This window comes from Marinobacter alexandrii, assembly GCA_039984955.1.
Lineage (GTDB): Bacteria > Bacteroidota > Bacteroidia > Cytophagales > Cyclobacteriaceae > Ekhidna.
Genome location: JBDWTN010000007.1, coordinates 792,241 through 805,603 on the forward strand (window position 1 = coordinate 792,241; position 13,363 = coordinate 805,603).

Here is a 13,363-nt window from a genome sequence, read left to right on the forward strand (position 1 = left end):
AACGATTAGTTAAGTTGATTTAACGAAAAATTAAATTGGTTAAAAAAGAGTTAAATACATTTCTATGATTGACTTAGTATCAATTTTTCCGTTAATTGAACAATGCAATTGTCGAAAAAAGCTATTGTACTTGTAATAGGAATAGCTACTATCGCTCTGGTAGGACTATCTATACTTCAGATTCACAATTTGAGGTCTTCTCTTGTCACCAACAAGCAAATTTTTTTACAGAAGGTTGATTTGGCGTCAAGCAAAATTTCAGACGAATTCATATCCAGTCAATACTATGCAAAAGAATTGCAAAGTGCCACCTTTCGGATCAGCCAAACAGATCAGCTTAACGATGAAAAAATGGATCAAACGATGCGAAGCGTCATTGATCCAAAACTAGAAGAGCATGGAATAGGGATTCCGTATGAGTATGCGATCTATCAGCATAAACCTGTGGATGAAGGATTTGATTTTGTTATGGGTGATGATGGCTCAAGTTTGGAGTTTGAGCTAGCCAGCTGCATTAATCCTCAAGAGAGAGGACATGGTTGGTCCAATCTGACTTGCTCTGCTGGAGGGGATTTACATCTTGCGATGTTTTTTCCGAGTCAGGATGAGTATGTATTTGCTCAATCACAGGGAGCTTTGATAATGTCTATCGTATTTATCTCATTGCTAATAGGATGCTTTGCTTATACACTGATTGTGATTCGGAAACAGAAACGCCTTTCACTAATCAAGAATGATTTTATCAACAACTTAACCCATGAATTCAAAACACCTATTGCCTCTATTTCTCTAGCCACTAGCATGCTGAAGAATGACAAATCAGAACTGGAACCTCGCAAAAAGTCTAATTATCTCAACCTAATAGAACTGGAGAGTAAACGCTTAGAAGGTCAAGTAGATAAAGTTTTACAAATAGCGATGATTGACTCAGGTAATTTCACCCTCGAAAAGAAACCCCTTGATGTTCACGAAGTAATAGAACGTGTTGTACACAGTGTACAATTAATGGTTAGCAAGCGAAACGGAAGTATTAAACTTCAATTGGACGCAACCAGATCAGAAGTAATTGCTGATGGGACTCATCTTGTCAATATCATTTACAATCTTATTGATAACGCCCTAAAGTATACATTGGACATTCCTGAGATCTTAATCACCACTTCGGACAGTCCTCAAGGCATTGAAATATCCATTAAAGACAATGGGATTGGCATTGGTGAAGAGATTCAACGGTACATCTTTGATAAATTTTATAGGGCAGAGTCGGGTAATATTCAAAATGCAAAAGGCTTTGGTCTAGGCTTGAGTTATGTGAAAAAGATTATTGAGGAACATAAGGGGCGCATTGATCTACAAAGTAAGTTGGATCAAGGAAGTGAATTCAGGTTATACTTTCCATTTAGCTAAATCATGGGCAATATTTTACTTGTAGAAGATGACGATAGTTTTGGGTATATCTTGAAAGAATATCTTGAAATGAATGATTTTAGGGTGACGCTCGCCAAAGATGGTGAAGATGGTTTGAAGACATTCCAGAGAAGCTCATTCGACCTTTGTTTACTTGATGTTATGATGCCTCTGAAAGACGGATTTACATTAGCTAAAGAAATAAGAGAAGCTGATCCTGATATTCCATTTATGTTTCTGACAGCAAAAGCCCTAAAAGTGGATAAGCTAAAAGGTTTTAGGCTTGGCTGTGACGACTATATAGTCAAACCAATAGATGAAGAACTATTGATCGCGCGAATTAAAGCATTGATCAAGAGAGCTTGTTCGGATGCTGACGTTTTAGATCGAGTAACACATTATCATATTGGTCATTATTCTTTCGATTTTAATAATCAAGCGTTGACTTTTGAAGATCATATTCAGCGACTCACAGAGAAAGAGGCAAAACTCTTACAGCTCCTATGTGAGCATAAGCATTCGGTTCTAGAGCGCAACAAAGCACTAAAAAGCGTATGGGGGCATAGTGACTTTTTCAACCGAAAGAGTATGGATGTATTTATTCATAAGCTCAGGCAGTATTTAAAAAAAGATCCTTCCGTTCAAATTGTCAACATTCATGGCAAGGGGTTTATTCTTGAAGACAAAGTGATTCACTAGGTGAGTTTCAGTATTCATGCGGGGTTTTGACCTTTACTAGTTAAAGGTTAGGTCGAATTCATTTCAGCATCTACATTACCTGAGAGCGATTAATAATATGTCTAAAAACAAAAAAACTGTCTTTTCGAACTTGAGAGAAATATTTCTTATTAAAATGGATACAGATAAGCTGATATCAGCATATTCAAACAGGAAAGATACCTCTGCTTTGCACGGTATGACAGTTTTTTTTTGTGTTTTGCTAACCTATGGAATCGAGCTCAGGTTGTTGTGTATCTGGCTTCCAAATAGATTTGAAACAAGTTCAAGATGACATGTATTAAAACGCCAAAACCTTAACCAAAGAGGATTGATGCAAGACTAATTCTTACCTTTGCTACGCATGAATAATAATGACGTCCTTCGAAGAATCAGATACACCTTTGACTATGGAGATGATAAGATCATCAGAATATTTGAGCTCGGAGGCAAGGAAGTTTCCAGAGAGCAGATAAGCAATTGGCTAAAGAAAGATGATGATCCCGATCAAAAATCTATTTATGATCAAGATTTAGCTGTATTCTTAAATGGATTCATTGTAAAACATCGAGGGAAGAAAGACGGAGATCAACCTAAACCAGAGAAGAAACTCAATAATAATGTCGTATTTCGGAAACTAAAAATTGCGTTAAACCTTCGTGATGAAGATATCATTCACTTGTTTGACTTGGCCAAATTTGAGGTGAGCAAACATGAGATTAGTGCTATTTTCAGGAAGCCTACTCAGAAGCAATATCGATTATGTAAAGACCAGTTTCTTCGAAATTTTCTACAAGGACTACAAGTAAAACACCGCGGAGAAAATAAAGTGGAATCCAAGCCCGAAAATGAGAAGAAACCTGTAAAACGAATTATTACCCGTCCAAAAAGAGATTGAACTTGAGGCTTCTCAATCAAGCTTTTCTTACCCAAATATCTCTTTCAACTTCGCCTCCAAACTAGCACCTCGCAAGTTCTTCGCTATAATCTTACCATCAGGATCAATTAAGAAGGTTGCAGGTATTGCCCCAACTTGATAGTCTTGTGCTGCCTCACTTCTCCAATACTTCAAGTCGGAAACATGAAGCCATGGTAGCCCATCTTGTGCAATGGCTTGGAGCCATTTATCTCTGGTTCTATCGAGAGACACTCCCAGAATTTCGAAATTCTTATCGGCATACTCGTTGTACACACGCACTACATTTGGGTTTTCTGCCCTGCATGGTCTGCACCAGGCAGCCCAAAAATCAATAAGCACGTAATTTCCTCTTAAGGAACTTAGTGTGATCGTTTCTCCATCTGGAGATTGTAAAGCTATCTCAGGTGCTTCCTTACCTATCGCAAGGCTTTTCTTGCTACTTACTTCAGAAAGCAAGCTTGCTACGTGAAAATTTTCAGGCATCTCTGCTTGTAGCTCACTGGAAATAGAATCGATGAATGCAAAATTTTGCGATGCATCGATCATCTGAAGTCCGTAAAATGCAGCAAGTGATGGGCTAGCTTTTCTAATCAAATCCTTAAGTTCTTTTTCTGTGCCCTGTGCAAGATCCATCATCTGGATTTGAGCTGTTTGAAAAGCATTAGGATCATTATCAGACTGGGCCTGACGTTGATTTTGCTGAAACACTTGAATTTGCTGCCGAAAGGCTTGCATCATTTCATCCATTTGATTCTTGTATTCTGTATCATATGAGCCTGATACTTCGGAAAAACCTCTTGGATCATTTCCATGAGCATTTATCTCAACCTCTTGTTCCTCCCCAGTCAATATCAATGTGATGATCTGTCTTCCATTAAAATTAAGCCTGAAGAATGCTGGCTCATTAATCGTCAAGTACTCTTCAAAATCTCCGTTTTCATTGACATTGAGTGTATCAAATGGCTCCACGCCATTCTCGCCAATGCGCTCTACATAGACAAATCCTCCATCAGGTAACTGCTCCACATTTCCACTTAGTTTCACTCCCTCTGTTTGTTCTCCTCCACAGCTGAGGAGCCCTATTAATAAACCTAAAACTGAGAATTTTTTCATCGTACTAATCATTTCATTTTCCCCAACGCATCTTGTAAAAGATCGTTTGTTTTTTTTGGATCTGCTGTACCATTGGTCTTTTTCATTACCTCTCCCACAAACATTCCAATTAACCCTTTCTTTCCATTTTGAAACGCCTTAACCTTTTCGGGATTGGCATTTAACACGTCCAAAACTACGGCAGAAATATCTTCTTTATTTGACTCTGTAAGTCCCAAGGACTTCAAAGCCTCTTCTACGGTGGCATTCCTGTCTTTCATTAGGTACGGAAATACCTGTTTGTTGGCTAACGAAAAACTAATTCCGCCTGTCTCGATCTTCTCGACTAATGCTACTAATTGATCAGCCGTAATGGGAATGGTCTTCCGAGTCACCTCATTCATGATCGATTTAATAGGACCCATTATCCAATTTGAGATCGCCTTATAGTAGGTCGTTTTTGAGCAAGCTTCTTCAAAAAAGACAGCTACTTCTTTTTCATCGGTAAGCACCCTTGCATCGTATGCGGAAAGACTATACTCTTCAGCAAACCTTTCGCGTAATACTTTAGGCGTTGATGGCATCTTTGAGGCAATTTCTTTTAACCATTCGTCAGAAACCTCAAATGGGCTTAAATCTGGTTCAGGAAAATATCGATAGTCATTGAGTTCTTCTTTGGTCCTCATTCCTGAAGTTAACCCTCGGTCTGCATCAAACAGACGTGTTTCAGAAATGACTTCTGCTCCGCCTTTGAGCACACCAATTTGGCGCTCAATCTCATGATTTATCGCTTTACCTACATTTCGAATAGAGTTCATATTTTTCACCTCTACCTTTTTGCCCAACTCCGAATCATTGATCTTCATCACAGATATGTTTGCATCACATCTCAATGACCCTTGCTCCATATTTCCATCACATATTTCAAGGTATCGTACTATTTGCCTGATTTCTGTAAGAAATGCCATTGCCTCTTCTGCAGAATGGATCACAGGTTCCGTGACTAGCTCCACTAATGGTACTCCAGCTCTATTCAGATCAATGAATGATTCATCTGAATGTTCATCATGAATAGACTTTCCAGCATCCTCTTCCAGGTGAATTCGATTCAGCTTTACAACAGTTTTGCCATCCTTGAAAGCCACTGGCACCTCACCTCCAATACAAATAGGCGTTCTATCTTGTGTGGTTTGAAATCCTTTAGGAAGATCTGGATAGAAATAATTTTTACGATCAAAAATGCAGTACCGAGAGATTCGGCTATCACATGCCAGCCCCATCCGAATAGCATACTCTACAGCCTTCTTGTTCAGTTTGGGTAAAATGCCCGGATGAGCAAGAGTAATCACGCTCACATTGGTATTAGGTGGCTGACCATACGCTGTTGAATCGGCAGCAAACAACTTACTTTCTGTCAATAGCTGAATGTGTACCTCCAGTCCTATAACTGCTTTATATTCCGTAGTTCCTGACATTAGGCGTTTTCAACTAACTCTTGACCTATTTTCAATGCTTCATCAAGTCCGGAAAGATCTTTCCCTCCTGCAGTCGCATAAAAAGGTTGACCTCCGCCACCGCCTTTAATAGCTGCGGCCATCTTACGAATGATATCGTTGGCATTCATGCCATTTTTAACTAACTCATCTCCAAGCATAACCGTAATCATTGGCTTGTCGTTGATATCTGCTGCAATTAGTAATACAAGATTTTCTACCTCTCTCTTTAATTCGAAAGCCACTTGTTTCATTCCATCCGCAGAAGGAAATGCTCCCTTGTAAGTAATGAGATTTTTGTTACCAATCTCTTTCACCTCATCCTTTAGCTTATTCTTAATTTGTCCAGCTTGTTGCTGATTAAGTTCTTCAAGCTTCTTCTGATTGGCTAAATTCTCTGTGACCAAGTTTTCAATTGATTTTTTGAGATCTTTCGGATTTTTCAACATCTCCTCGACCTCAGAAATCAGTTTAATCTTTTGATTATAATATTTTTCTGCTTCTATCGAAGTAAAAGCTTCAATTCTTCGAACACCAGCTGCACTAGATCCTTCACTTACGATCTTTAGCATTCCTATATTTCCCGTACGTGGAACGTGAGTGCCTCCGCATAATTCTACAGAATATTTTGGATCAAAGGTGATTACACGGACAAAGTCTCCATACTTTTCACCAAAGAGAGCCATAGCTCCCATCTTTTGAGCTTCATCTATTGGCACATTTTGCTTTTCATCTAGCGCAATGTTTTCTCGAATCTTGTGATTAACTATTTTTTCAACTTCAGTAAGTTCTTCATCCGTAACTTTCGAAAAGTGAGAAAAATCAAATCGTAAGATTTTATCATTGACCAATGAGCCTTTTTGTTGCACATGATCCCCCAAAACCTGACGAAGTGCCGCATGCAAAAGATGAGTTGCCGAGTGATTATTCTCCGTTAGCGTTCTCCTATTTTCATTAACTACAGCGCGAACTTCACCCTTCATTTCGGAAGGTAGCTTTTTTACAAAATGAACAATCAGATCGTTCTCTTTCTTTGTATCGATTACTTCAATTTTTTCATCTCCTATTTGGAGATATCCCGTATCTCCAACTTGTCCTCCGCTTTCTGCATAAAATGGAGTGGCTTCCAGAACAAGCTGATATTGGGTTTTTTCTTTTTGTTTCACCTCTCGATAGCGAAGAATACTTGTGGTAAGTTGTGTTTCTGTATAGCCCAAGAATTTGGTCTCATCTCCTTCACATATGACATTCCAATCTCCCATTGTCTGCTTGCCAGCATTCTTTGATCGATTTTTCTGAACTTCCATTTCATTTCTGAAACCTTCTTCATCTACAGTCATCCCATTCTCACGCGCAATCAAAGCGGTGAGGTCCAAAGGAAAGCCATAGGTATCATATAATTCAAAGGCTACAGAACCTTCAATAGCTTTATCACCTCCTGAAGTAATTGAGTCCAATTTCTTCAATCCATTATCTAATGTTCGAAGGAATGAGATTTCTTCCTCCCTGATCACTTTAGCTATAAACCCTTTCTGACCCGTTAGTTCGGGGAAAACACCATCAAATTGATCAACAAGGATTTCGAGCATTTCATAAAGGAATGGTTCTTTGAACCCTAAAAATGTATAACCATATCGAACCGCTCTTCTAAGAATTCTACGGATTACATACCCAGCCTTGTTATTACTAGGCAACTGACCATCTGCTATTGTGAAAGCAATTGCACGTATATGATCAGAAATTACACGAATTGCTATGTCTATTTTTTCTTCTTTTCCATATTCAACATTCGCTTTCTTAGCTACCCATTGAATAAGTGGTTGGAAGACATCTGTATCGTAATTGGATTGTTTCTTTTGAATGGCCATCGCCAATCGCTCAAAGCCCATTCCTGTGTCGATGTGTTTTTCTGGAAGGTTCTCAAGCGACCCATTCGATAACCTGTTGTATTGAATAAATACCAAGTTCCAAATCTCAACCACCTGCGGATGATCCTTATTTACCAACTCTGCACCTGAAGTTTCCCTAACCTCATTCTCGGGCCTTAAGTCAATATGGAGCTCCGAACAAGGTCCGCATGGACCCGTGTCTCCCATTTCCCAAAAATTATCTTTTTTAGTTCCATTTAGCACGCGATCCTCAGGCAAGAATTTCATCCAAGCCTCTTTTGCTTCTAAGTCTTGATCAAGATTTTCGGTAGCATCTCCTTCAAAGATGGTCGCATAAAGTCTGTCTTTAGGAAGATTGAAACGTTCGGTTAGGAGTTCCCAAGCCCATTCTATTGCTTCTTTTTTGAAATAATCTCCAAAAGACCAGTTTCCAAGCATCTCAAACATCGTATGGTGATAAGTATCTATTCCAACTTCTTCTAGATCATTGTGTTTTCCTGATACTCGAAGGCATTTTTGAGTGTCAGTTACTCTCTTGGTTTCCGCCACCTTATTCCCAAGAAAAAAATCTTTAAACTGATTCATCCCTGCATTCGTAAACATAAGGGTTGGATCATTTTGTACTACTATAGGGGCAGAAGGCACTATTTTGTGCGTTTTGCTTTCGAAAAAGTCTAGGAAATTTTTCCTTATTAATTTGGAGTCCATTGAAGAACGAAAGATTAGAATGTTACTGTTAAATCTTGCAATTATGAAAAAAACTTAAATATCCGTAAATTGCACCGGTATTTTTGTAAATCACCAACAAGAACTATTACACAAAATTACGACAATTACCATTCCAACCCATGGCTAAAATTAAGTACTACTACGACACAGAATCTTGTCGCTATGAGCGGATCAAAGTCTCATCTTGGGACATAGTGATCAATCTCATGGGATTCTTAGTTGTCTCCTCCATTATCGGACTTAGTATATTCTTTGTCACAGATCATTACTTCGAGTCTCCTACCAAAGCTTCTTTGCGGAAAGAAAATGAAGAGTTAAAGCTATACTATGAGCTCCTTGAAAAAGACATGGCGGAAGCAAATCAAATGCTTGGAGTTCTTGAAGACAGAGACGATGACATCTATCGAGTTGTTTTTGGTGTTGAGCCAATTCCTGATGAAATAAGGTCTGCCGGTGTAGGTGGATCGAATAGATATAGAGAGCTATTGGATGAGGGCTTGAAACGAGAAGAACTTATCTTGAATAACATGCAGCGAATTGACAAGCTGAAGAAACAGATGTATATTCAGACAAAATCCTATGACGACATCATAGAGATGGCAAAGCATAAGGAAGCCTGGTTAGCTAGCATGCCAGCCATTCAGCCTGTCTCCAATAAGGAATTAAAACGCCTTGCTTCAGGATTTGGATACAGAATGCATCCAATATATAAAGTAAGAAAAATGCATACCGGCACAGACTTTTCGCTACCCACAGGCACACCTGTGTATGCTACTGGAGATGGTGAAGTTGTTTTCACTAAAACTAAATTTTCTGGATACGGAAAGTATATCAAGATTAAACATGGTTTTGGATATCAAACACTATATGCTCATTTGAGTGAATTTCTTGTGAAGCCTGGGCAAAAAGTAAAAAGAGGTCAGGTGATTGCCTATTCAGGAAACACGGGAGGATCCACAGCTCCGCATCTTCATTATGAAGTAATTGTAAAAGGAAGTAAGCAAAATCCAGTAAATTATTTCTATCAAGATCTTACTACTGAGGAATATGCTGAAATAAGAAGACTCTCTTCTCAGGAAAACCAATCTATGGGTAATTACTAAGAATCTTAAAAAATCTTAAAGCGGCTAGTCTTTTCGGTTAGCCGCTTTTTATTTGTGCCAATGAAAATAAGTAATCTTCTACTTGCACTTTTACTATTAGTTTGGTCATGCAAAACTGTAAAGACTACTACAGACACTTCAGTTCCTAGTCCAGAAGAAGTTGTTGAAAAAGTGAAATCTGATACTGTTTACTTAATTACTCAAAAAGGAGATACACTATCGAGTCTAAATCTTGAGACTAAAATCTCTATTCAAAGATTGCTTCCGGATACTGTATCCATCGCAGCAGTCGGAGACATAATGGTTGGAACCAATTTCCCGAACGAATCATATTTACCTAGTGATTCTGGTAAACATCTATGGAATCATGTGCAATCTATATTGCAAAAAGCTGATATCACTTTTGGGAATTTGGAAGGTACAATCCTTGATGATGGTGGTGAACAAAAAGAATGTAACAACCCTAAGCTCTGTTATTTATTCCGATCTCCTGAATATCTGGCAGGTAACTTTAGCGAAAATGGATTTGATCTAATGAGTGTCGCCAATAATCATGCAAATGATTTTGGTGAAACAGGGAGAAAAAACACACAACGAATTCTTGACTCTCTGAAAATTTTCCATGCAGGCTCGATAGACCAACCTTTTACTATAGCCAAAATAGGACACCTCAAGATTGGTTTCTGTGCTTTTGCCCCAAATAGAGGAACGGCCAGCATTCATCAAAGTGAAAAAATAAAGGCCATAATACAACACTTGGATACGCTTACAGATATTGTGATTGCATCATTCCATGCTGGAGCAGAGGGTTCTAAGCATCAACATGTAACGCGAAAACGAGAGTATTACTACGGAGAAGATCGAGGTAACGTGTATGAATTAGCACATCTAATGATTGATAATGGTGCTGACGTTGTTTTAGGACACGGCCCACACATTGTACGGGCAATGGAAGTTTATAAAGAACGCATCATAGCGTATAGTTTAGGCAACTTTCTTACCTATGGTCGATTCAACCTAAGGGGCCTTGCTGGCGAAGCTCCCATATTGGAAGTACAAACTGATGCTAGAGGAAAGTTCTTAAAAGGTCGAATTCATTCATTTAGGCAAAGTTATTCGCATGGCCCACGAAATGATTCAAATCTTTCTTCGTTAAAAACAATCCAACGATTATCTTTGGAAGACTTCCCTGAAAATCCTGTGATTATTGATGATCAGGGAAAGATCGTTTTTAGACAAAATTAAAAGTCACTACAACTACTACAACTACAGTGCCTTACAAGGAAAAGGAAATTGAAAAGAAATACTACACAATCGGAGAAGTTGCCGATGAGTTGGGTGTAGCTACTTCTCTCATCCGTTTCTGGGAAGGTGAGTTTGACAATATAAAGCCGAAGAAAAACCGTAAGGGTAATCGTCAGTTTACAAAAGATGATCTTCAAAATGTAAAACTCATTTATCACCTGGTAAAGGAGAAAGGCTATACACTTCAAGGCGCCAGAGACTTTATATCCAATGGAGGCGAAACTGCCTCAGATAAAATGGAAATGATCGAGTCATTGAAGAAGATCAAAAAATTTCTTGTTCAGCTTAAGAGCGAACTTCCCTAAAGTATGTCGGAAGAGTTGGTTTTCCAGATTGCGCTGGAGCTAGTTCCAGGTGTAGGAAATAAAGGAACAAAACAGTTACTTAGTTATTGCGGCTCTGCCAGTGAAGTATTCAAATCTTCGAAAAGTACGCTCCTGAAGATTCCGGGTGTAGGGCAAAAAATGGCTGACACCATAAAGCAAGCCACACCTTTCAAAGAAGCAGAGGCTATTCTAACGTCCGCTGAAAAAATAGGAGCTGATGTACTGCATTATACGAATCCATTATTCCCTAAAAGGCTCAAGCAAACTCCTGACTCTCCTAACATTATTTACAAAAAAGGATCAGGCGAATTGAATTCCAGGCGATCTATAGCCATAGTAGGCACGCGTAAGGCTACTCAATATGGAAAAGAGATCACGGATAAAATCATTAATGATTTAGAAGCTATCGATGTTACTATTGTGAGTGGACTTGCTTATGGCATTGATATACAAGCTCACAAAGAAAGTCTTAAGTGTAACATCCCTACAGTCGCTGTTTTAGCAGGCGGACTGGATCGTATCTATCCTTCAATTCACAAAAAGTATGCTGAAGAAATGCAGGAACAAGGTGGAATCATTACGGAAAGTATTCCAGGCACGAAACCAGACCCACATCTATTCCCTGCCAGAAATCGAATCATTGCTGGTATGACTGATGCTACTATTGTCGTAGAGGCAGCTGCCAAAGGTGGAGCATTAATCACAGCGAACATTGCAGATTCATATAATAGATTGGTATTCGCCGTTCCAGGGGATGTAGGACATACTTATTCCGAAGGAACGAATAAGCTGATTGCCTCACAAAGAGCACTAATATATACCGGAGTTGAAGACTTGGTGTATCATCTAAATTGGGATATTAGCTCTACTAAAGAAACGCCAAAGGTGTTGCCTGAATTGACCCAACGAGAAAAAGACATCTACGATTTATTAATCGAAAACAGGTCACCTATTGAGATCGATTTAATCTCATTAACAACTCAAATACCTATCAATCAAGTGGCTTCTCACTTATTAAGCCTTGAGTTTAAAAATTTAGTGAAGAGTTTACCAGGAAAGAAGTTTGGAGCTATTGGGTGAAGACTGAAGCACTCATTAGCAAGGATTCCTCGAATTCCTTCATATCCAATCCTGTTTCAATTGATTGAGTCTCAAACCATGTAAGCATTTTCTCAGTCGCCATATTACCTGTAAGGTCATCTTTGGCCATCGGGCAACCTCCGAATCCTTTAATTGCTCCATCCATTCGCCGGCAACCTGAATGATAAGCTGCTTCTACTTTCTTTGTTATAGTCTCTGGTGTTGAATGTAAATGTGCTCCAAACTCAATGTGAGGAAATTTTGGTATCAGATTTTGAAAAAGTGTTGAAATATTATTCGGATTAGACACGCCAATAGTGTCTGCAAGTGATATAATTTGGACTTCCATTTTATCTAACCGATCTACAAACTCCCCAACATAGTCCATCTCATAAGGATCTCCATATGGATTTCCAAATCCCATCGATAGATATACTACCAATATTTTCTCATGATCTTCTGCCAACTCCTGCATTTCAGCCAAATCGTTAAATGCATCATTGACAGACCGATTAGTATTTCGTTGTTGAAAAGTCTCCGAAAGAGATAAGGGGTATCCCAGATACTGAATTTCGTCAAACTGACAAGCATCTTTCGCTCCGCGAATATTAGCAACTATGGCTAACAGCTTAGACTTAGTTGAAGATAAATTTAAACCAGCTAAAACCTCCGCTGTATCCCGCATTTGGGGGATAGCTTTAGGCGAGACAAAGCTTCCAAAATCGATGGTTTCAAAACCAACTTTAAGTAATTGATTGATATATTCAATCTTTTTTTCAGTAGGAATGAAATCATGCAATCCCTGCATAGCGTCTCTAGGACATTCAATAATCTTCATTCTCCTCCTTAATAAATATGATGTTTAATTGATCATAATTCTTTTTGATTTGTTCTAAATCATCCTCAGTGACCATAGTTTTCATTTGAGTCATGTAAGCTTGCATATATTGTTTGCTTTCCTTTCTATCCTCTTCAGACATTTTAGCAATCTCTTTTTCTGAGTTAATAATTGCATAGCCCATGGATATGGTCATCAGTTTTCCTATGTATTGATCACTCCATCCATGTTTTTTAAAAATACTTTGGACTTTTTCATTGGCTGCAAGAGCCATCATAGTGTTATAGTCTTTGGCATTTTCAAAATCCTCTCCAAGTGCTTCCATGTCTTTCTTGAGTGGATCATAAGTTTTTATGAATTTTTCTACATCTCCAGATTCAAGTGGACTGGTTTGGGGCATTTGGGCGAAGGAAGATAGACTAGCAACGAATGCACAAATTGTTATAAGCAATATTTTTTTCATTT

The 13,363-nt window shown here is 38.6% G+C and carries 12 protein-coding genes; 7 read left to right on the forward strand and 5 right to left on the reverse strand.

What is annotated here, in order from left to right; genetic code table 11:
• The first annotated feature begins 102 nt into the window (after positions 1-102).
• From ABJQ32_09845 to ABJQ32_09855, 3 genes are all read left to right on the forward strand, one after another.
• A complete protein-coding gene (locus ABJQ32_09845; protein MEP5289943.1) occupies positions 103-1,407 on the forward strand; it encodes a HAMP domain-containing sensor histidine kinase in 1,305 nt (434 codons plus the stop codon).
• 3 nt (positions 1,408-1,410) lie between these two features.
• Entirely contained in the window at positions 1,411-2,106 is a 696-nt protein-coding gene (locus tag ABJQ32_09850) for a response regulator transcription factor (protein ID MEP5289944.1), read from the forward strand.
• 382 nt (positions 2,107-2,488) lie between these two features.
• Positions 2,489-3,022 (forward strand): DUF1456 family protein, encoded by a 534-nt coding sequence (locus ABJQ32_09855; GenBank protein MEP5289945.1) that lies wholly within the window; start codon positions 2,489-2,491, stop codon positions 3,020-3,022.
• Positions 3,023-3,049: 27 nt separating this feature from the next.
• Here ABJQ32_09855 and ABJQ32_09860 read toward each other — a convergent pair whose 3' ends face one another.
• From ABJQ32_09860 to alaS, 3 genes are read right to left on the reverse strand one after another with little or no spacing between them, the layout of a single operon-like run.
• A complete protein-coding gene (locus ABJQ32_09860; protein ID MEP5289946.1) occupies positions 3,050-4,156 on the reverse strand; it encodes a TlpA disulfide reductase family protein in 1,107 nt (368 codons plus the stop codon).
• Positions 4,157-4,164: 8 nt separating this feature from the next.
• A complete protein-coding gene (gatB, locus tag ABJQ32_09865; protein ID MEP5289947.1) occupies positions 4,165-5,610 on the reverse strand; it encodes an Asp-tRNA(Asn)/Glu-tRNA(Gln) amidotransferase subunit GatB in 1,446 nt (481 codons plus the stop codon).
• Entirely contained in the window at positions 5,610-8,225 is a 2,616-nt protein-coding gene (gene alaS / locus ABJQ32_09870) for an alanine--tRNA ligase (GenBank protein MEP5289948.1), read from the reverse strand. Before alaS ends, gatB begins: the two co-directional genes overlap by 1 nt.
• Positions 8,226-8,365: 140 nt before the next feature.
• Between alaS and ABJQ32_09875 the strand changes: the two genes are divergently transcribed.
• From ABJQ32_09875 to dprA, 4 genes are read left to right on the forward strand one after another with little or no spacing between them, the layout of a single operon-like run.
• A complete protein-coding gene (locus tag ABJQ32_09875; GenBank protein ID MEP5289949.1) occupies positions 8,366-9,349 on the forward strand; it encodes a M23 family metallopeptidase in 984 nt (327 codons plus the stop codon).
• Positions 9,350-9,409: 60 nt separating this feature from the next.
• Positions 9,410-10,594, forward strand: coding sequence for a CapA family protein (locus ABJQ32_09880; protein ID MEP5289950.1), 1,185 nt, complete (start codon positions 9,410-9,412; stop codon positions 10,592-10,594).
• Between the two features lie 26 nt (positions 10,595-10,620).
• Positions 10,621-10,959, forward strand: a complete 339-nt coding sequence (locus ABJQ32_09885; protein ID MEP5289951.1) for a MerR family transcriptional regulator — start codon at positions 10,621-10,623, stop codon at positions 10,957-10,959.
• Positions 10,960-10,962: 3 nt separating this feature from the next.
• On the forward strand, positions 10,963-12,060 hold the full coding sequence (gene dprA / locus ABJQ32_09890) for a DNA-processing protein DprA (protein ID MEP5289952.1): 1,098 nt from the start codon (positions 10,963-10,965) through the stop codon (positions 12,058-12,060).
• Here the strand turns inward: dprA and ABJQ32_09895 are convergent.
• Both ABJQ32_09895 and ABJQ32_09900 read right to left on the reverse strand, forming a co-directional pair.
• Positions 12,050-12,898 carry a hydroxymethylglutaryl-CoA lyase gene (locus ABJQ32_09895; GenBank protein MEP5289953.1) on the reverse strand — a complete coding sequence of 283 codons (849 nt, stop codon included), beginning with the start codon at positions 12,896-12,898 and terminating at the stop codon, positions 12,050-12,052. The genes dprA and ABJQ32_09895 overlap by 11 nt on opposite strands.
• Positions 12,885-13,361, reverse strand: a complete 477-nt coding sequence (locus ABJQ32_09900; protein MEP5289954.1) for a hypothetical protein — start codon at positions 13,359-13,361, stop codon at positions 12,885-12,887. The genes ABJQ32_09895 and ABJQ32_09900 overlap by 14 nt, the downstream gene beginning before the upstream one ends.
• Positions 13,362-13,363: the final 2 nt, after the last annotated feature.

Excerpts from the sequence above, each read along its gene's own strand:
- gatB (MEP5289947.1), bottom strand. The coding sequence starts at position 5,610 with ATGTCAGGAACTACGGAATATAAAGCAGTTATAGGACTGGAGGTACAC.
- ABJQ32_09875 (MEP5289949.1), top strand. The coding sequence starts at position 8,366 with ATGGCTAAAATTAAGTACTACTACGACACAGAATCTTGTCGCTATGAG.
- ABJQ32_09850 (MEP5289944.1), top strand. The coding sequence starts at position 1,411 with ATGGGCAATATTTTACTTGTAGAAGATGACGATAGTTTTGGGTATATC.
- ABJQ32_09860 (MEP5289946.1), bottom strand. The coding sequence starts at position 4,156 with ATGAAAAAATTCTCAGTTTTAGGTTTATTAATAGGGCTCCTCAGCTGT.
- ABJQ32_09880 (MEP5289950.1), top strand. The coding sequence starts at position 9,410 with ATGAAAATAAGTAATCTTCTACTTGCACTTTTACTATTAGTTTGGTCA.
- ABJQ32_09855 (MEP5289945.1), top strand. The coding sequence starts at position 2,489 with ATGAATAATAATGACGTCCTTCGAAGAATCAGATACACCTTTGACTAT.
- ABJQ32_09845 (MEP5289943.1), top strand. The coding sequence starts at position 103 with ATGCAATTGTCGAAAAAAGCTATTGTACTTGTAATAGGAATAGCTACT.
- ABJQ32_09900 (MEP5289954.1), bottom strand. The coding sequence starts at position 13,361 with ATGAAAAAAATATTGCTTATAACAATTTGTGCATTCGTTGCTAGTCTA.
- dprA (MEP5289952.1), top strand. The coding sequence starts at position 10,963 with ATGTCGGAAGAGTTGGTTTTCCAGATTGCGCTGGAGCTAGTTCCAGGT.
- ABJQ32_09895 (MEP5289953.1), bottom strand. The coding sequence starts at position 12,898 with ATGAAGATTATTGAATGTCCTAGAGACGCTATGCAGGGATTGCATGAT.
- alaS (MEP5289948.1), bottom strand. The coding sequence starts at position 8,225 with ATGGACTCCAAATTAATAAGGAAAAATTTCCTAGACTTTTTCGAAAGC.